The organism is Methylobacterium sp. WL1 (assembly GCF_008000895.1).
In the GTDB taxonomy this organism is placed as follows: Bacteria; Pseudomonadota; Alphaproteobacteria; order Rhizobiales; family Beijerinckiaceae; genus Methylobacterium.
Genome location: NZ_CP042823.1, coordinates 601,431 through 619,612 on the forward strand (window position 1 = coordinate 601,431; position 18,182 = coordinate 619,612).

Consider the following 18,182-nt stretch of genomic DNA (forward strand, 5'->3'; position numbering starts at 1 on the left):
ACGCGACGTGTGCTATCAAACCAAGCTCGTCGAAAAGGGCTCGGAATCGAGCCATGCTGTTCACCGACTTGAATGGCGATCAAGCCCGACAGACGATCGACACGGAGCAGGCCTTCGGCGCCTACGTTGCGGCCCGCACCGAGCTCGATCACCGCTATGCGGGTTCGATGGCTTGGAAGACGGTGGGCTCGCATACGTACCTGTATCGGAAGCGACAGGGCGTCTGGAAATCTCTCGGTGCCCGCTCGTCCGACACGGAGGAGATCCACCGCGGCTTCCATGACGGCCGCGCGGATCTGCAGGATCGAATCGCAAACCTCGCTGCCCGCATGGACGCGATGGCCCCGGTCAATCGCGCGCTCCGCCTCGGGAGAATGCCCATCATCGCGGCCCGTGTCCTGCGCCGCCTGACTGAGACGCGGCTCTACGGTCCCGTCGTCGGGGTCGTCGGTACCAACGCCCTATACGCCTATGAACGCCTCGGAGGCGTTCAGATTGCAGGCCCGCAGCTCGCGACGGGCGACATCGATCTGCTGTACGATGCCCGAAAAAGCCTGCGCCTCGTTGCGCCGAACATGGCGGCAGGCGGGTTGCTGGCCGAACTGCGAAAGGTTGATCGCTCGTTCACCGTCGTCGGGAATCCCGGCTTCCGCGCCGTCAACCGCGACGGTTACTTGGTCGATCTGATCATGCCGGCCGGGAAGGATCCGATACGGCCTCCGGTTCTCGATCGCATCGGATCGGCCTCGGATGAATTGCAGGCGGTCGAGATCGAGGGGCTCGCATGGTTGGTCAACAGCCCGACGACCGCCGTCACGGCGATCGATGCCAGGGGCTATCCGGTGCAGATGTGGGTCATCGACCCGCGCGCCTTCGCGCTCCACAAGGCATGGCTCTCGACCAGGGGCGACCGCGATTCGCTGAAACGTTCGCGCGATGCCGCACAGGCGGGTCTCGTCGCATCCCTGATTCGGACGCGGCTGCCCCGATTGCCGTTCGACGACCCTGCGCTCAGACCCCTACCGCGCGCCCTGCGCGATCTGGCCGATACGATCGGCAAGCCACCGGCGCCCGAAGATGCCGACGCTAAACGGTCGGAGCCCGACTGGTAGCCGGGCTCCATAATTCCAAACGACTCAGCGTCCCGCCAGCAGCGGCGACCAGGTCGGGTCGGAGGCGTAGGAGGGCGTCGGGACCGACTGCTCCACCTTGCCGGTGATGTCGACCATGAACAGCTTGCCGCCGCCTTGGCCGCCCGGGTCGCGGAAGAACAGCACGTACTGGCCGTTCGGCGCGAAGGTCGGCCCCTCGTTGTGATAGCCCTCGGTGAGGACGCGCTCGCCGGTGCCGTCGGGCTTCGAGACGCAGATGGCGAACCCGCCGTTGCGCTGGCGGGTGTAGGCGATCAGGTCGCCGCGGGGCGACCAGGCCGGCTGGGAGGCTGAGCCCGCCCCGAAGGTGATGCGGTGCGGGTTCGAGCCGTCCGCGCCCATCACGTAGACCTGCTGCGAGCCGCCGCGATCCGATTCGAAGGCGATCTGCGCGCCGTCCGGGGCGTAGGTCGGCGAGGTGTCGATGGCCATGCCGTTGGTGATCGAGCGCTGGGCCTTCGAGGCGATGTCCATGGTCACGATGTCGGCGTTGCCGCCCTGCTGCACGCTCATGACGAGCTTGCGGCCGTCGGGCGAGAAGCGCGGGCTCGCGCTCATCGAATCGACGTTGCCGAGGGCTTGGCGGGCGCCGGTCTCGAGGTTGATCACCTGCACCCGCGGCTGATGCCCGGTGGCCTGCGCCATGAAGGCGATGTCCTGCGTGGCCGGCGAGTAGCGCGGCGCGACGATCGACATCTCGCCGCTGGTGATCGCCCGGACGTTGGCGCCGTCCTGGTCCATCACCATCAGGCGCTTGCGCCGGTTCTCCTTGGGGCCGCTCTCGTCCACGAAGGCGATACGGCTGTCGAACCAGGGGCCGAGGCCGGTGATCTTCGTGTAGACCGCGTCCGAGATCAGGTGGCCGGTGCGCCGGGCGTTGGCGGTGTCGGTGCCGTATTGCTGACCGGTCATCTGCTGGCCCGAGCTCACGTCCCAGAGGCGGAACTCGACCTTCAGCTTGCCCGCGGCGTCCCGGGACACGCGCCCCGTGACCAGGCCCTGGATGCCGGTGGCGCGCCATTTCTCGAAGTTCGGCGCGGCGTCGAAGTTCGGCTGTTCGGGGAAGCGGGCGTGGTCGAGGGGCGTGAAGTAGCCGGAGCGGCGCAGGTTGTTGGTCACCACGCCGGAGACGAGGCCGCCGAGGCTCGGGTCGCCGCCGAAATCCGCGATGGCGATCGGCAAGGGCTGGAAGTTGCCGCCGCCGATGCGCAGCTGCAGCTGCGCCTGGGCCGGGGCCGCGAAGCCGACGGCGACCGACAGCAGCGCCAGCAACGCGACGATGGGCGCGATCAGGTGCGCGGCTGAGGGCGCCAGAAGGCGCCCGGCGGAGGAAGTGCTGTGCATGGGTCGGACCCGAAGTGGCGATCAGACGAAGTGGCGATCAGACGGGGAGGCGGGTGACGGCAGGCGACGCGGAGGGCGATCTCAGGTCGCCGTGAACTCGAACTCCGCGTTGATGGCCTTCCAGTCGTTGTAGTACGGCGCGTAGGTGGCCGGAATGTTATACGGCGCACAGCGGCGCACCGCCCGGAGCGCGGCTTGCGCGATCGACTGGTCCACCCCGCTGGAGCCGCCCCGCATGATCCGCGGTTCGGTGCTCAGCGAGCCGTTCGGGTTCAGCCGGATGTCGAGCACCGGCAGAACCACCCCCTGGGCGGCGCCCGGAGGCGCGGAGTAGCAGCGCTCGATCTGCTGCTGCAGCAGCCCGACCAGGGCGTCGCGCAGGGACGGCGACAGGCGCTGCGCCGTGCCGGTCGCGGCGCCCAGAGCCGCGACCTTCTGCACCGTGTGGCCGGTGGCCCCGGTGGATTGCGACGGCGCCTTCGAGGCCAGCACGGAGCGGATGTCGCCGGCGTTGAACTTGTCGGCGAGCTCGGCCTGCTTGCGCGCCTTGGCCTCGCCGTCGGCCTTGGCCTTGGCGTCCGCCATCGCCTTGGACTTCGCCTTGGCGGCGGCCTCGGCCTTGGCGGCGGCTTCCGCCTTCTCGTGCGCGGCCTTGGCCTCGGCCACCTCCTTCTGGCGCTCGGCTTCCGCCTCGGCCTTGGCCTCGGCAGCCTTCCGGGCGGCTTCCCGGGCGGCCTCGGCCTTGGCGGCATCCGCCTTGGCCTTGGCCTCCGCCTTCGCGGCGGCGGCCTTCGCGGCCGCAGCCGCGGCTTCAGCCTCCTGCCGCTCGATCAGCTTGTCGAGTTGCTCGCGCTTCTCGGCTTCGGCCTTGGCGGCCGCCTTCGCCTCGGCCTTGGCCGCCGCGGCCTTCTCGGCCGCCGCAGCCTTGTCGGCCGCAGCTTTCTCAGCCGCCTTCTCGGCGGCCTTGGCGGCAGACTTCTCCGCCTCGCGCTTCTCCTCGGCAGCCTTGGCGGCTTTCGCCACCTCCTGCGGATCCGGCTCGGCGCGCAGGGGCATCTCCTCCGCGTTGGCGAGCTTCATGTCGGCGGTGCGGGTGGGCGCGGTCGGCGCGTCGGTCTTGGCGTTCTCGGGCTCGCGATCCTCGACCTTCTCGGCCTGGCGATCGGCCCGCGGCTGGGCATTCGGCATCGGCTTGTCGGCCTGGCGCTCGCCCTTGGTGATCTCGGAGAACTGGTTCTCGGTGATCACCTCGACGGGGACGCCCTCCTGGGCCTCCGGCAGGGCCGGAGCCGCCACGCTGAACAGCGCGAAGGCCAGCAGCGCCACGTGGGTGCCGGCAGAGATCCAGACACCCGGTTCCTTGCGGTCGAAGTGGAACTCCACGGTCCGGACCCTACTGATGCTCTGGCTCGGTCACGAGGGCGACTTTCTTGAAGCCGCCGCCGGTCACGATCGCCATCACCTGGGCGACGCGGCCGTAATCGACCCGCTTGTCGCCGCGAACGAACACACGCTCCTCGGTGCCAGACTTCGACGTCTCGAGGAGCTTCGGGATGATCGTGTCGTCGGTCAGCTCGTCCTCACCCAGGAAGACCTGGCCGGTCTGCCGGATCGAGATCGTCACCGGCTTCACGTCGGAATTGAGCGGCGAGGCTTTCGACTGCGGCAGATCGAGGGGAACGCCCACCGTCATCATCGGCGCCGCGACCATGAAGATGATCAGCAGCACCAGCACGACGTCGATGAACGGCGTCATGTTGATCTCGTTGATCGGCCCGCCGCGCCGGCCCCTGCGCCGCCGCCGCTTGCCGCCGTGGGATGCACCCGCCGCCATGCTCATGGATCAATCTCCTGGATCGGCCCGGTCAGGCGGCGAGCGACAGGCGCTCGTCGATCTGGCGGGAGAGGATCGCGGAGAACTCGTCGGCGAAACCCTCCAGCCGCGATTGCGACTTCGAGACCTCGGCCTGCAGCTTGTTGTAGGCGAGCACCGCCGGGATCGCGGCGAACAGGCCGATCGCGGTGGCGAACAGCGCCTCGGCGATGCCGGGGGCCACGACGGCCAGCGAGGTGTTCTTCGAGGCCGCGATCGAGGTGAACGCGGTCATGATGCCCCAAACGGTGCCGAACAGGCCGATATACGGGCCGGCCGAGCCGATCGAGGCGAGGAACAGCAGGCGCGATTCGAGCCGCTCGACCTCGCGCTGGATGGTGACGTCGAGTTGCTTCTCGATGCGCTGCGACAGGGACTGGACCTGACGGCCCGAGCCCTCGAACGAGCGCTTCCACTCGCGCATGGCGGCCACGAACACCGCCGCCAGCCCGGTGGCCGGACGGTCGTTGAACGAGCGGAACAGCTCCTCCAGGGAGCGGCCGGACCAGAACGCGTCCTCGAACGCGTCCATCTCGGCTTTGGTGCGGCGGAACAGCAGCGTCTTATCGACGATGATCGACCAGCACCAGACCGAGGCGCTGAGCAGCCCGACCATCACGATCTTCACGACGAAGTGGGCCTGCAGGAACAGTCCGAGCAGCGTCATGTCGGCGACAGGCGCGGCCTGCATCGCGTCGGCTGGGTTCATCCGTCGAGATCTCCTGCTCCGGATCGCGATGCGCCGGGCGAGGCCCACGTCCGCCGGATCCGTGAGCGATATCAATGCTATCGTCCGCGAATCTGTCGAAAGTAAGGGCCGTCTTCACCCCGTAATCGGGCGGCATCGCACCGACTTCGTTAAGGGCGCGACAGGGTTAAGGATCGGTTTCGATCGGGGCGATCCTAGGGCATTCCAGGACATCGGCCGCAGTATGGGTCGCGACGCTCCCGCCCGAGACTGGACCTCGCGAAACCAGGCCCGTTATCCTCACCCCTACGGCGAACCCGTCGCCGCGAGCCTCAGTCCAGGACGTGTCATGACCCTGCCCGTTCCGAGCCTCCACGGCCTGCTGCCCGCGGGGCCGGCCCGATTTCTCGGCTGGTCCTGCATCGCCGACCCGACCATCGCCGGAGCCCTGGCGCGCGCCGGCTTCGACGCCGTGCTGCTCGACCAGCAGCACGGGGCGCACGGCTATCAGTCGTGCTGCGCGGCGATCACCGAGGTGGCGCTCGCCGGCAAGCCGAGCCTGGTGCGGATCCCGGTCGGCGACTTTGCCATGGCGTCGCGGATGCTGGATGCCGGCGCCGCGGGCATCGTCGCGCCGATGATCAACAGCGTGGCGGACGCACAGGCGCTAGCGGCCGCCACCAAGTATCCGCCGGTCGGGCAGCGGAGCTGGGGGCCCGACCGCGCCATGTGGATGTCGGGCCTGAGCGACGCCTCCGAATACCTCGCCGGCGCCAACGCCCGGGCGCTGACCATCGCCATGTGCGAGACCGCGGAGGCGATCGACGCGCTGGAGCAGATCCTGGCCCTGCCGGGCATCGACGGCATCCTGGTCGGCCCCGCCGACCTGTCGATCGCCCTGTCCAAGGGAACGGCGATCGACCCGTCCGGCGCTGCGGTCACGACCGCCCTCGGCGAGATCGTGCGCAAGACCCGGGCTGCCGGCAAGCTGCCCTGCGCGTTCTCGCCGTCGCCCGTGCGGGCCCGGGAGATGGTTGCGATGGGCTTCCAGCTGGTCTCGGTCGAGTACGACGCGATGACCATCGTCAACGCCTTCGCCAAACTCCTGCGCGACGCCGACCCGACGCGGGTCGCCTGACCGGACGCGTCAGGCGGCTCCGGGAGGGGCCAGGAGCCGGCGCAGGGCCTCCGGCAGCCGGATGGCGCGTCCGTCGCGCACGCAGGCGACAAGGACGTCGGCGGCGACCAGCAGATCGTCGCCGCGCCGGACCTCCTGGGCGAGCTGCATCGAGGCGCCGCGCAGCTGCCGGGTCCGGGTCACGATGGTGAGCTGGTCGTCCATGCGGGCGGGGCGGATGAAGTCGAGCGCCATGCGCCGGACCACGAAGACGAGGCCGCTGGCCTCTCGATGCAGATCGGACTGATCGCCCGCCAGATCCCGGAGCAGCTCGGTCCGGCCACGCTCCAGGAAGCGCAGGTAGCTGGCATGGTAGACGAAGCCCGAGAAGTCGGTGTCCTCGTAGTAGACGCGCACGCCCAGGCAATGGGGGGCGTCGTCCGTCGGCGCGCCGGTGGCGGAGGTCTGTGCGCTCATCGAACATCGTCTACGGCACGATGCGGCAGCGGGGGAAGCAGCCGTCACGCCTCGCCGGGTGTGTGGGATAAAACCGGTACCCGTCCGACACGACGAGGGCCACCCTGGGGCGGCCCTCGCGTGATCGGGTCTGGACTGAACGATCAGCCGCCGATGCGGGCGGCCAAGCTCGCCGAGTGGGCGTGCTCGTCGGCGATGTAGGGCAGCGCCTCGCTGGCGAAGCGGCGGCCCTGGGCGCTGTCGCCCGACTTGGCGTAGGCGTCGTAGAGCGCCAGCGTCTGGGCGTCCGAACGGGCCTGCTGGTCGATGTAGGCGCGGTCGAACGAGCGGCCGCTTCGGGCCGACTGGAGCTGCGACAGGCGGGCCTGACCGCGCTCGCCGAGGGCGACGCGACGGCCGGGCTCAGTCGGGCTGTTGTCGACGATGCCGACTGCGCCGAGCGCGCCGCCGACGATGCTGGTCCCGAGGTTCGCCGCGATGGTCACGGGCGCCAGCACGAAGCCGACCGGATTGCTCAGGTCCGTCTTGATGCCCTGGTTGTCCGAGACGACCGTGCCGTTGCGCGACAGCGAGGTGTTCGCCGGCAGGAGGGCGTCGGTGGTGGCCTTACGCTCGACCAGAACGCGATGGGCGTAGTTCCGAACGCGCGGGTTGCGCGAACGCTCGAGGGCGATGCGGCTCGCCTCGATGCTGGTCGCATCCGAACGCAGCGCCTCGGCGCGGAAGGCCGGGGTCTCGGTCGCGGCGGCGCCGACGCCCTGCTGGTTGGCGAAAGGCAGAATCCGGATCGGGAGCGCGTCCTGCGCGAGCGCCGGGGTCGAGAGCGCGGCGGCGGAGAGGCCGAGGACGGCGAGCGTGAGTGTCTTCATGGAGGAAGGAAGTCCCTGGTGTTCTTATTGATGGCTCAAGGATCGGCCGGGATACCGTGGCAAGAGCCACAGTCCCGCAATCCTGCCAGCGCCACGCAGACTGGCGCGGTCGCCATCTCAACTGCCGCGTTTTGCAGCTGTTCCGCCGCCAAGATCGCGTTTGCGTGAACCGACAGGAGCGGGATTACGCAAAAGCTTGGCAATAGTGTCCGCTGGCCCGCGGAGAAACACCCGCCGGTTGAGGCGCTTGGCCTTAGTGCGGCGCACAAGTCCGCGCCGATCGCCGTTGCGGGTGCAGATGGCAACCTATGAACGAGGCGTGAACCAGCCCCGTCCCGACCGCATGGACGGTACGGAGATCCGGCTCAGGCGGCGTCGCCGTCGTCGAACAGGCCGTCCTGCTGACGTCGCGGCTCGGCAAAGCCCATGTGCCGGAACGCGTGCTTGGTGAGCACTCGGCCCCGGGGCGTGCGCTGCACGAAGCCGCGTTGGATCAGATAGGGCTCGATGATGTCCTCGATCGCGTCGCGCGGCTCGGACAGGGCGGCCCCGATCGTCTCGATCCCCACCGGGCCGCCGCCGAACGAGGTGGCGATCAACGTCAGGTACTTGCGGTCCATCACGTCGAGGCCGACCGAATCGACGTCGAGCAGCTTCAGCGCCCGGTCGGCGATGGCGCGCGTCACCGTCTCGGCCTCGGCCACGATCGCGAAGTCGCGCACCCGCCGCAGCAGCCGGCCGGCGATGCGCGGCGTGCCCCGGGCCCGCCGGGCGATCTCGTTGGCACCTTCCGGCGACATGCCGAGCCCGAGCACCCGGGCGCCGCGGGCGACGATCTTCTCAAGTTCGTCGATCTCGTAGAACTCGAGCCGGATCGGGATGCCGAACCGGTCGCGCAGGGGCGTCGTCAGCAGGCCCGCCCGGGTGGTGGCGCCGACGAGCGTGAACTTCGGCAGCTCGATCTTCACCGAGCGCGCCGCCGGCCCCTCGCCGATGATCAGGTCGAGCTGGTAATCCTCCATGGCCGGGTAGAGGATCTCCTCCACGGCCGGGTTGAGCCGGTGGATCTCGTCGATGAAGAGCACGTCGCGCTCCTCGAGGTTGGTCAGCTGCGCCGCGAGGTCGCCGGCCTTCGCGATGACCGGGCCCGAGGTCGAGCGGAAGTTCACCCCGAGTTCGCGGGCGACGATCTGGGCCAGCGTGGTCTTGCCGAGCCCGGGCGGCCCGACGAACAGCACGTGATCGAGGGCCTGGCCGGTCATCTTGGCCGCCTCGATGAAGATCTGCATGTTGGCGCGTGCGGCCTTCTGCCCGATGAATTCGGACAGGCTCAGCGGCCGGATCGTCTGATCCACGTCCTCGGCGCGCTTCTCCGGCGTCAGGAGCACGTTGGTCGGGGGCTTGGGCTTGCTCATGGACCTTCGCTCGTGGACCGGCTCGCCCGCTGGTTCAGGGGTCCGCGGGAGCCGTCGCGTCCGGGCCGTTCCTCCTAATACGCGCGCGCTGCGAAGTCTAAGCGTCCGAGCCGTCTCGGCGCCGGGCCGGCGCCGTGCCGCAGCACACGGTCACGCCCGCCGCCGGCCGGGAAGACGCGGCCTCGATGAAACCGAAATGGTGCGCCGCGCATTTCACTGACGAATCCTTAAACTCGGCCGCAGGGCGCTGCTCCACCATGAATATCCGCATGCATCTCCGATCGATGGCTTTCGGTGCGGCCAGCGCCGTCCTGCTCCTGTCCGCCGTGACGCAGGCCGAGGCCGCCCCGGCCGGCACCGAGACCAAGGTCGCCGAGGCCAGCCCGCAGCAGGTCCATCCCATCTCCGCCGTCGAGCGCGAGGACGACGCGACCTGCAGCCGTGCCCGGCGGCGTCTCTGGATCGAGGGCGAGGGCTGGGTGGTCCGCCGGATCACCACCTGCCGCTGACATCGCGCCGCCGCGTTACGCATTCTGCCGGGGCTGCGGCCCGGAACGGGCAGTGATCGTGTCGGTTCCCCACGATCGTTCCTGAAGCGCCGCGTCCCGGAACCGCCCGCATGATTACCCGGACAGCCCTCACGCTCCTCGCCGCCCTCGTGGCCGCACCCGCCTCCGCGCAGGGCGTCTACGCCTACGGGTCGGGCCAGGACGGCTTTGCAGGCCCGTTCGTGCGCGGCACCTATATCGGCGCGCCCCTGACCCGGGTGCCGCGGCCGAGCCAGATCGTGCCGGCGCCGTGGAGCTACGGGACCTACGGGGTCCCGACCGTCACCGGCATCGCGGCCGCGCCGGCCCTTCCGCCGACCCTCACGGTCATCAACGCTGCCCAGCCGGCGGCCCGCCGTGCTTCCGGCGCGCAGATCATCTCGGTTCAGGTTCCCCGGCGCTGAGCGCCGCGAACCAGTCGGCGTAGGGCGTATTCCGGACCAGGTGCCGGTTCAGGTCGGGGGCGTCGTCGTACCACCAGACCGGGCCGCGCTCGCCCAGCTCGGTCTTGGCTTCGTCGACCGCGGCCCGGGCCGCGGCCATCGCGGCGGCGGCATCGGGCTCGCCCTCGCGCTCGGCGCGCTTGGCCGCCTTCACCGCCCGGCGCGCATCCATCAGCCCGGCCACCAGCGCTGCGCGACGCGCCTCCGGCAGGTGCGGGTCGGCGCGCCGCCACAGGCGACCGCGGACCACGATATAGCGCAAGTCAGGGGTGGTTATGACGGCGCTCATGCTGGAATTCGCACTCTCTGTTCGGTCGAAATTAAGTCTTGCTCTGGTAGACACCCGAGATCGGGTCCGGGTCATGCCATGCAGATCGTCGTCGTCGATTCGAGCCGCGTCGTCCTCCAGATCATCGCATCCCTGATCGAGCCACGCGGCCACGAGGTCCACGCGTTCACGGATTCCGAACAGGCGCTGCGACACCTCGCCGCCACCCCGTCAGTCCGCGTCCTGATCACCAGCGTCGAGGTCCGGCCGCTCTGCGGCCTCGAACTCTGCTGGTCCGCGCGGCTGCTCGCCGAGGAGCGCAGGCCGCTGCACGTCATCACCATGTCGTCCGCCCGCAACGTTCGCAGCCTGGCCGAGGCCCTCGACAGCGGCGCCGACGACTTCATCGAGAAACCGCCGAGCGCCGAGGAGCTGAACGCACGCTTGCGCGCGGCCGAGCGCATGATCACCATGCAGGAGGAGCTGATCCGCCTCGCCGAGACCGATCCGCTCACCGGGGTCTTCAACCGGCGCGCCTTCTTCGACCGGGTGCGCCTCGCCGCCGAGCAGAGCGGGCGCCCGGCCCGGATCTCGGCGATCCTGGCCGACATCGACCATTTCAAGCGGATCAACGACGAGCACGGCCACGATGTCGGCGACGTCGCCATCAAGGCCATGGCCGAGCTCATCGCCGGGGCCGGCATCGGCGGCCGCCTGGGCGGCGAGGAATTCGGCATCGCCCTCCCGGGGTTGAGCCTTGAGGAGGCGACCGCCCGGGCCGAGCGTCTGCGGGAAGCCGTTCAGGCTCTGCGTATCCGCGGCAGCCGGCATGCAATCGGCTTCACCTGCAGCTTCGGCGTGAGCACCTGGGTCGAAGGCGACGACGTCAACGCCCTGCTCAAGCGGGCCGACCTCGCGCTCTACGCGGCCAAGAGCGGCGGGCGTAACCGCGTCGTGCCGTACCAGGGCGAGGCCACCTTGGCCGTCGCAAGCTGAGACGGCCGAGCCGCCCCAGTCTGGGACGCATCGCCGCGGCATGGTTAAAGACGGCAACCCATATTGTCACACCAATTTGGAGCACGAAGACAGGAATCGCCCGATTCCGCGAATATAAAGCTTAATATTCGCCCCAAACTCGTGGAATGGATCTTGGAACTACGCATCCGATCCCGGCCCCTTTGTATCGCCGGGAGACGAAAGGTGCGAGGTCATGAGTACGGCCGTTGGCGTCCTGATCCTGGATGAACCGCAGGACCTGAGCGCGACTGTGCGCGCCACTCTGGAGCATATGCCGGAGTTTCACACGATCGGCGAAGAAGACTTGGACCGGGCCGATGCCGGATCCGCGGTCGCGCTGATCTTCCTCGACGAGATCCGGCTGGCGGATGGGATCGCGCGTCTCGTCGGCTTGAAGGAGCGGCAGCCGAACCTGCGCACCCTCGTAGCTTTCGGGGCACTCACCGCCGACGACCTCCGGGCGCTGCTGGCGGCGGGTGCCGACGCCTTCGTGGCCCGGTCGAAGTCACCGCGGGAGCTGGGCGCCGCCCTGCTCGCCCTGGCCGAGGGATCGGAGTGTCTCGTTCCCCCGGAGCAGCAGGCCGCGATGCCGGCGGAGCAGGGCGACAGCCTCGGGCTCACGCCGCGCGAGGCGGAGGTGCTGCGCTTCCTCAGCTCGGGCTTCAGCAACAAGGAGGTTGCCCGTCGCCTCGCGCTCAGCGTGCGGACCGTGGAGACGCACCGGCTCAACCTGCGCCGGAAGACGCAGACTGGACGGCTCAAGGACCTGGTCTCGCTGGCGCGCCAGCTCGGTCTGGCCCCGGTGGTCGACAGCGACCCGAACCGTCGCGGCGGGTCCGGCGGCAACCAGTCCCGGCATTGACCGGGATCCCGGGCAGCCCAATGCGGGGGCTGCCCCCCTACGTCCTTGCCCGGGCGCCTGCAGCGCGACCGGAATGCGATTCGGGACCCAGCACGAGACGATGCGAAGCGTCCGCCTTGGTCTTGATCGTGCCGCCGCGCGGCCCTTTCTCTTCCGGGTTCCGGATCAACGTTCCGGGCGTCCGGGATAGGAGCGCGCGTCAGACACCGGGGGCAGCGAAGTCGGCCAACGCGTGTCGCCACCGCGTGAATCGGTCGGACACAGGCCTCACAGCGAAGCCGCGCCGTCCGACACCAAAAACGGCTTACGTGGCACCGGCTTGCGCCGCAGTGCGGGACCGCCCGGCGGTTTTTTTGACCAGGGCTGCCGCCTTGGCCCGGGCTGCCGTCTTGCTCCGTTTGCGGGCCGGAGTCGCGCCGGGCTTGACCGGCTTGCCCGCCTCGGCGGCGTCCCGCGAGGCGGCGAGCCGGGCCTGCAGCAGGCCGAGCACCGCGGCCTCCTCGGAGCGGAGCTTGCCGAGGTCCCCGCTCAGCTCGGTCTCGACCGCGTCCTGCACCTGAATCAGGAGGTCGCCTTCGAGGTAGCAATCGAGGACCTGGGGGTGGATGTAGCACTTCCGGCAGATCGTCGGCGTGTTGCCCAGGCGCCCGGCGACGCTCTCGATCGCCGCGCGGACGTTGCGCTTGGCCCCCGCCTCGCTGTCGAAGCTCTCGAACTCGCGCAAGGCCAGCGCCGCCAAGACCGTCCCGGCCCAGGTCCGGAAATCCTTGGCGGTGAAATCCTCGCCCGTGACCTCGCGCAGATACGCGTTCACGTCCGACGAGGTCACGTCGCGCTGCACGCCCTCGCCGTCGATGTACTGGAACAGCTCCTGCCCGGGCAGGTCCTGGCAGGCCTTCACGATCCGGGCGACGCGCCGGTCCTTCAGCGACACGTCCCAGGTCTTGCCGCTCTTGCCCTTGAACCGGAACGACAGCTCGGCCCCCGCGATTCGGACATGCGGATCGCGCAATGTCGTCAGGCCGTAGCTCTTGTTGGTGCGGGCGTAATCGTCGTTGCCGACGCGGATCAGCGTGGTCTCGAGCAGGTGGACCACCGTGGCCAGAACCTTCTCGCGGCACAGACCCTGACGCTTCATGTCGGCATCGACCCGCTGGCGGATGCCCGGCAGGGCGTCCGCGAAGGCCATGATCCGCGAGAACTTGTTCTCCTCGCGGGCCTGCCGGAAGTCGGCGTGGTAGCGGTATTGCTTGCGCCCCTTGGCATCCCGGCCGGTGGCCTGGATGTGGCCGTTGCTGCGCGGGCAGATCCAGACATCGGTGTAGGCCGGGGGGATCGCCAAGGCACGGATGCGGGCGAGGATCCGCTTGTCGCGCACCGGCGCGCCCTTCGCATCCAGGTAGCGGAAACCGGTGCCGCTGCGCTTGCGGGTGAGGCCCGGCAGGCCGTCATCGACGTAGACGAGGCCGGCTTCCTCGGCCGCCGCGCGCAGGGTTCCGCCGCTTTGGTCAGTCTCGGTGTCCGCCATGGCCGCCCCTCCCGGATACGCCGCCGGGGTGACACCCGGCGAGAAGGCCCCGGTCAACCGGCGGCGCAGGTGGGCCGTTCCGGGCCTGCGCATCCGCCGCAGGCCGGCGCCGTGGGCCATGCGAAAAGCCTCGTTCCGCAAGCGGGCCGCCGGCTTCCGGAAAAAGACGATGCGGATCAAGGCGCTAGCGCATCGTGCCGGTTCCGGTATCCGGCCCGATGCGCTAGACAGGATTGATGGACCTCGAACCCGCCCGCGACCCCCTCACCAATCCCAAGCGAAGTCTGGTCTTCGTGGTCACCGAGGATTGGTTCTTCGCCTCCCACTTCCTGCCGATGGCGCGTGCCGCGATCGGCATGGGCCTGTCGGTCGCCGTCGTCACCCGGGTGCGGGCGCACCGCGCCGCCATCGAGGCGACGGGGGCCCGCGTCGTGCCGCTGGAGGCCGAGCGGGCAAGCCTCAACCCGATGACCGCCGGCTATGCGGCCGGGCAGCTCGCCGGGATCCTGAAGGCGCTCGAGGCCGACATCGTCCACTGCATCGCCCTGCGCAGCATCCTGGTGGGCGGCACCGCGGCCGCCATGGCCGGCATCCCGGCGCGGGTCTACGCGCTGACCGGGCTCGGCCTCGTCGGCGCCCGCGCGGACCGGATCGGGCGCGTCGCGCGCCTCGGGCTGAAGGCGCTGATCCGGGGTCCGCTGGCGTCGGCGCGGACCCGCTTCCTGTTCGAGAATCCGGACGACGCGCTGGCGCTCGGCCTCGACCCGTCCGATCGGTCCGTGACGGTGGTCGGCGGCGCCGGCGTCGCCCTCGCCGCGTTCGCACCGCAGCCGATGCCGCCGGTACCGCCCCTGAAGGTCGCCCTGGTGGCGCGCATGCTCTGGTCCAAGGGCGTCGACGTGGCCGTGGAGGCGACCCGCCTGGCCCGGTCCCGGGGCGCAGCCGTGGAGCTCGCCCTGTACGGGGCGCCCGATCCGTCGAACCGCCGCTCGATCGACGCGGCGACGTTGCGGGGGTGGAGCCGCGACGGCGTCGCCTGGCACGGCCCCACCGAGGATGTCGCCGCAATCTGGGCCGGACACCATGTCGCGTGCCTGCCGTCCCGGGGCGGGGAGGGGCTTCCGCGGACCCTGCTCGAAGCCGGCGCCTGCGGCCGGGCGCTCGTTACCACGGATGTCCCGGGCTGCCGGAGCCTCGTGCGTGACGGCATCGAGGGCCTGCTCGTGCCCCCGGCGACGCCCGGCCCTGGCCGACGCCCTGGTCCGGCTGTGCAACGATCCGGCCGAGGTCGCGACGTTCGGCGCGGCGGCGCGGGCGCGGATCGAGGCGGGCGGCTTCACCGAGGCCGCCGTCACCGATCAGGTCTGCGCCGTCTGGCGCGACCTGCTGGACGCCTGACGATGCGCGCCCCGGACGATCCGCAGGGCTTCATCCAGGCCAACACGCGGCTGCTGCCGGTTCCCTACGCGCCCGAGATCCGCCTCCACGTCGCCGACGAGGCGACCGAGCTCTGGCAGAAGACCGAGGACGAATTGCAGGCGATCGGGCTGCCGCCGCCGTTCTGGGCCTTCGCCTGGGCGGGCGGGCAGGCGCTCGCCCGCTACATCCTCGACCATCCCGAGGTGGCCCGCGGGCGCCGGGCCGTGGACTTCGCTTCCGGCTCCGGCCTGGTGGCGATCGCCGCGGCCCGGGCGGGCGCGCGGCACGTCGTCGCCAGCGACCTCGACCCGTTCGCCGTGGCGGCGATCGGCATCAATGCCGCCGCCAACGGCGTGGCCGGCCGGATCGCCCCGGTCTCGGCCGACCTCCTCGGGACGCGGCCGGAGGCCGACCTCGTGCTCGCCGCCGACGTGTTCTACGAGCGCGACCTCGCCCAGGCGGTGACGGCCTGGCTCATCGACCTGCAGGCGGGCGGGGTGACGGTGCTGATCGGCGACCCGGGGCGGACCTACCTGCCGCGCGAGCGCCTGGAATGCCTGGCGACCTACGCGGTGCCGGTCTCCCGCGCCCTCGAAGACGCCGAGATCAAGCAGAGCCACGTCTGGCGGCTGCGCGGGTGAGACGATGGCCCGCGCGTCGCGCGTCCAATCGATCCGGCCGCGGCATCGAGGCTTCATCCCAGGCCGGAATGCGTTACCGTGCAGCCGGACCGCGAGATGCGGGCGCGCCTCCGAAAGATGCGTCGCCGGGCGCTCGGCGGGCTCGAGATTTGCGCGTATCCCGCCTCCGGGCGCGCGGCGTCTGAAAGATTATGTCCAGGTGAGCGTCGAGTCGTGAGCGTCAAGCCGAGCCTTCCCCGTGTCGTCGCCTTCTCCGGGAGTGCCAAACGACCGTCGCGGACCCGCGATCTCGTGACGGCGGTCGGCGCCGAGCTCGGGCGGCTGCGCCGGATCGAGCTGACCGTCTACGATCTGGTCGATGCTGGCCCGGGCATCGGGGCGTCGCTGCGCGAGGACCTGCCCCTGCCGGCGGCGCACCTGATCGCGGCGATCGAGGGCGCGGACGCCCTGATCGTCGGGACGCCGGTCTACCAGGGCGGCTATGCCGGGCTGTTCAAGCACGTCTTCGACTTCGTCGATCCGGCGCGGATGGCGGGTATGCCGGTGGTGCTCACCGCCACGGGCGGCGGCCTGCGCCACGCCCTGGTGGTCGAGCACGGCCTGCGCCCGCTGTTCGGCTTCTTCGCGGCCCACGTCGCACCGACCTCGGTCTATGCCGGCCCCGAGGACATGGCCGACGGGCAGATCACCGACGCCACCGTGGCGGCCCGCCTCGCCGCGGCGGCGGTGGAGCTGGCCGCGCTCTTGGACGTGGCCCGGGCGATCGACGCCGGCGCGGCGGCCTGACGCGGGAGCGTCGCCGGTTTGCAGCGGGCCGGGAGCGGTTCTACACCGTCAGAATGGCATCGTTCTAAACCGTGATCGGGCCCGGCGTGGGTTGAGTTCGCCTGTCCGTTCCAGCCCGCGGTGGACGAAGCCCATCCGCGAGGGATCATGGCAGGTTCAATCATCTCGGCCGGCAAGAAGGCGGACCGGAAGGCGGGCGCGCCGCTTCCCGCCACCTACGTCACGGCGTCCGGCCTGCCGCGCCACCATCCGGTGTCGCAGGCGCTGCACTGGGTCACGGCGGCCCTGGCGCTGGCGGTCCTGCCGCTGGCCTGGGTGGCGGTGAGCCTGCCGCCGGACCCCGCCAAGGGCAGCCTGTTCGTTCTCCACAAATCGGTCGGGCTGACGATCCTGGCGATCGTGGTCCTGCGGATCGTCTGGCGCATGATCCGGCCGGCGCCGCCGGATCCCCAGGCGCCACGGCTGCTGACGCTGATCGGTCGCGTCAACCATTGGCTGCTCTACGCGATCTTCCTGATCATGCCGATCAGCGGCTACCTGCTGAGCGCGCTCTCGGGACGGTCCACGCCGTATTTCTGGCTGTTCACCATCCCGGGCCTGACCAAGGACGACGGCGCGCAGAAGATCGCCGAGTCGATCCACCTCGTCGGGCAATGGTTCGTCTACGCCCTGGTGCTGCTGCACGTCGCCGGCACGGCCTGGCACCTCATGATCCGCCGGGACGGCCTGCTGGAGCGGATGCTTCCGGTCCAGGACGGGCGCGGATTGCGTTGAGGCGGTCGCCGCCGGGGTGGATACCGGCAGGGCGTCGGCGAGCGCGTCACATCCAGGACTGAACGCCGTCCCCGATCGCACCGCGACCGGGAACGGCGCTCGGATCAGTCGACCCGGCGCAGCACGAAGGTCGTCCCGACCTCGGGCTCGCGCCGCCAGCGGCCGTCGCCGCTCGGCACCAAGTCGATGGTGTGGCCGCGCTTGGCGGTGAGCGTCATGCGGCCGTTGGCGTAGCGCCAGCGGACGGGATCGAACACTTCGAGCCCGCCATCGTGGCAGCCCGGGACCACGTGGACGCCGCCGCCGGCCCCGTCGAGGGTGATCCGGCAGGTGTCGCGCTCCTGGAATCGATCGAGGGCGTAGGTGCCCGGCGCGGGCCCCGGCGCCGCCGTGGCGGTCGCGGCCGTGGTGCGCTGCAGTTCGGCGGGCACCGACGGCGCCGTCTGCAGCGGAGCGTTCGTTGCGGGCGCCGCCTCGATCCCCGCGATGGCTGGGGGAGCGGGCGGGCGCATCGCCGCGATGTCGAGGGGCACCAGGCTGTAGGTCTCGCCACCGTCCGGCTTGGCGACGAGGCTGCGCTGGTCCGGCCGCCGGACGAATTCGAGGATCGGGCGGACGTTCCGGTCCACCAGGCGCACGCCCCGGTCGCTGAACAGCCAGCCGGCGACGCCGTTCACGATCGGCAGGGCGCGCCGGCACCCGGCCGGGAAGCTGATGCGCTGGCCGGCCTCGCCGTTCTCGCTCCGCAGGGTCATGACGCAGCGGCGGTTGGTGCCGTCGCGCGACAGGTCCCAGGTCCCCGGCACCTCGCTGAGCCGCTCGGGGAGGCTCGGCGGGGCAGGGGGGGCCGCTTGTATCGCCGTCGGGGGCGCGGCGAGCGTCCCCGGGTCCAGGAGGCTCGGCTCGGGGGCCGTGGAGGGGCGGCGAAGTCCTCCTGCGCCGTCGCCGGCCGCGGCGCCAGG

General features: G+C 70.5%; 19 protein-coding genes and 1 pseudogene. 10 read left to right on the forward strand and 10 right to left on the reverse strand.

The features are described 5' to 3' along the window. Positions 1-53 precede the first annotated feature (53 nt). Positions 54-1,112 (forward strand): nucleotidyltransferase domain-containing protein, encoded by a 1,059-nt coding sequence (locus FVA80_RS03225; RefSeq protein WP_147905784.1) that lies wholly within the window; start codon positions 54-56, stop codon positions 1,110-1,112. Positions 1,113-1,136: 24 nt separating this feature from the next. On the opposite strand, the gene tolB is transcribed toward FVA80_RS03225, so the two are convergent. The 4 genes from tolB to tolQ form a co-directional block, all read right to left on the reverse strand. Next, entirely contained in the window at positions 1,137-2,495 is a 1,359-nt protein-coding gene (gene tolB / locus FVA80_RS03230; RefSeq protein WP_246692246.1) for a Tol-Pal system beta propeller repeat protein TolB, read from the reverse strand. Positions 2,496-2,576: 81 nt separating this feature from the next. After that, positions 2,577-3,878 (reverse strand): cell envelope integrity protein TolA, encoded by a 1,302-nt coding sequence (tolA, locus tag FVA80_RS03235; RefSeq protein ID WP_147905785.1) that lies wholly within the window; start codon positions 3,876-3,878, stop codon positions 2,577-2,579. A 10-nt stretch (positions 3,879-3,888) separates the two neighbouring features. After that, positions 3,889-4,335, reverse strand: a complete 447-nt coding sequence (locus FVA80_RS03240) for an ExbD/TolR family protein (RefSeq protein WP_147905786.1) — start codon at positions 4,333-4,335, stop codon at positions 3,889-3,891. 25 nt (positions 4,336-4,360) lie between these two features. Next, entirely contained in the window at positions 4,361-5,077 is a 717-nt protein-coding gene (gene tolQ / locus FVA80_RS03245) for a protein TolQ (protein WP_147905787.1), read from the reverse strand. Between the two features lie 328 nt (positions 5,078-5,405). Between tolQ and FVA80_RS03250 the strand changes: the two genes are divergently transcribed. Further along, positions 5,406-6,194 (forward strand): aldolase/citrate lyase family protein, encoded by a 789-nt coding sequence (locus FVA80_RS03250; RefSeq protein WP_147905788.1) that lies wholly within the window; start codon positions 5,406-5,408, stop codon positions 6,192-6,194. 9 nt (positions 6,195-6,203) lie between these two features. On the opposite strand, the gene ybgC is transcribed toward FVA80_RS03250, so the two are convergent. The 3 genes from ybgC to ruvB form a co-directional block, all read right to left on the reverse strand. Then, positions 6,204-6,650, reverse strand: a complete 447-nt coding sequence (ybgC, locus tag FVA80_RS03255; protein ID WP_147905789.1) for a tol-pal system-associated acyl-CoA thioesterase — start codon at positions 6,648-6,650, stop codon at positions 6,204-6,206. Positions 6,651-6,793: 143 nt separating this feature from the next. Then, positions 6,794-7,519 (reverse strand): DUF4142 domain-containing protein, encoded by a 726-nt coding sequence (locus tag FVA80_RS03260; protein WP_147905790.1) that lies wholly within the window; start codon positions 7,517-7,519, stop codon positions 6,794-6,796. 365 nt (positions 7,520-7,884) lie between these two features. Beyond that, positions 7,885-8,934: a Holliday junction branch migration DNA helicase RuvB gene (gene ruvB / locus FVA80_RS03265; RefSeq protein ID WP_147854170.1), complete on the reverse strand. Its 1,050-nt coding sequence runs from the start codon at positions 8,932-8,934 to the stop codon at positions 7,885-7,887. Positions 8,935-9,203: 269 nt separating this feature from the next. Between ruvB and FVA80_RS03270 the strand changes: the two genes are divergently transcribed. Both FVA80_RS03270 and FVA80_RS03275 read left to right on the forward strand, forming a co-directional pair. Continuing rightward, positions 9,204-9,443 (forward strand): hypothetical protein, encoded by a 240-nt coding sequence (locus tag FVA80_RS03270; RefSeq protein WP_147905791.1) that lies wholly within the window; start codon positions 9,204-9,206, stop codon positions 9,441-9,443. Positions 9,444-9,553: 110 nt separating this feature from the next. Next, positions 9,554-9,886, forward strand: coding sequence for a hypothetical protein (locus FVA80_RS03275; RefSeq protein ID WP_147905792.1), 333 nt, complete (start codon positions 9,554-9,556; stop codon positions 9,884-9,886). Here FVA80_RS03275 and FVA80_RS03280 read toward each other — a convergent pair. Further along, the gene (locus FVA80_RS03280) at positions 9,858-10,214 is read right to left on the reverse strand and encodes a hypothetical protein (RefSeq protein WP_147905793.1); all 357 of its coding nucleotides are present in this window, start codon (positions 10,212-10,214) and stop codon (positions 9,858-9,860) included. The genes FVA80_RS03275 and FVA80_RS03280 overlap by 29 nt on opposite strands. 78 nt (positions 10,215-10,292) lie before the next feature. Here FVA80_RS03280 and FVA80_RS03285 point away from each other — a divergent pair, with 78 nt between their 5' ends. Together FVA80_RS03285 and FVA80_RS03290 are read left to right on the forward strand one after the other, a co-directional pair. After that, the gene (locus FVA80_RS03285; protein WP_147905794.1) at positions 10,293-11,189 is read left to right on the forward strand and encodes a diguanylate cyclase; all 897 of its coding nucleotides are present in this window, start codon (positions 10,293-10,295) and stop codon (positions 11,187-11,189) included. A 214-nt stretch (positions 11,190-11,403) separates the two neighbouring features. Continuing rightward, positions 11,404-12,072: a response regulator transcription factor gene (locus FVA80_RS03290; protein ID WP_147905795.1), complete on the forward strand. Its 669-nt coding sequence runs from the start codon at positions 11,404-11,406 to the stop codon at positions 12,070-12,072. Between the two features lie 304 nt (positions 12,073-12,376). Here FVA80_RS03290 and FVA80_RS03295 read toward each other — a convergent pair whose 3' ends face one another. Beyond that, positions 12,377-13,600: a DNA topoisomerase IB gene (locus tag FVA80_RS03295; RefSeq protein ID WP_147905822.1), complete on the reverse strand. Its 1,224-nt coding sequence runs from the start codon at positions 13,598-13,600 to the stop codon at positions 12,377-12,379. 236 nt (positions 13,601-13,836) lie between these two features. Between FVA80_RS03295 and FVA80_RS03300 the strand changes: the two are divergent. The 4 genes and pseudogenes from FVA80_RS03300 to FVA80_RS03315 all read left to right on the forward strand — a co-directional run bounded on the left by FVA80_RS03300 (position 13,837) and on the right by FVA80_RS03315 (position 17,220). Then, positions 13,837-14,998 (forward strand): annotated as a pseudogene (locus FVA80_RS03300) (glycosyltransferase family 4 protein). Between the two features lie 2 nt (positions 14,999-15,000). Then, positions 15,001-15,660 carry a 50S ribosomal protein L11 methyltransferase gene (locus FVA80_RS03305; RefSeq protein ID WP_147905797.1) on the forward strand — a complete coding sequence of 220 codons (660 nt, stop codon included), beginning with the start codon at positions 15,001-15,003 and terminating at the stop codon, positions 15,658-15,660. 213 nt (positions 15,661-15,873) lie between these two features. Further along, positions 15,874-16,446: an NAD(P)H-dependent oxidoreductase gene (locus tag FVA80_RS03310; RefSeq protein ID WP_147905798.1), complete on the forward strand. Its 573-nt coding sequence runs from the start codon at positions 15,874-15,876 to the stop codon at positions 16,444-16,446. A 147-nt stretch (positions 16,447-16,593) separates the two neighbouring features. After that, a complete protein-coding gene (locus FVA80_RS03315) occupies positions 16,594-17,220 on the forward strand; it encodes a cytochrome b (protein ID WP_147905799.1) in 627 nt (208 codons plus the stop codon). 104 nt (positions 17,221-17,324) lie between these two features. Here the strand turns inward: FVA80_RS03315 and FVA80_RS03320 are convergent, their stop codons facing one another. Beyond that, positions 17,325-18,026, reverse strand: coding sequence for an AprI/Inh family metalloprotease inhibitor (locus tag FVA80_RS03320; protein ID WP_147938125.1), 702 nt, complete (start codon positions 18,024-18,026; stop codon positions 17,325-17,327). Positions 18,027-18,182: the final 156 nt, after the last annotated feature.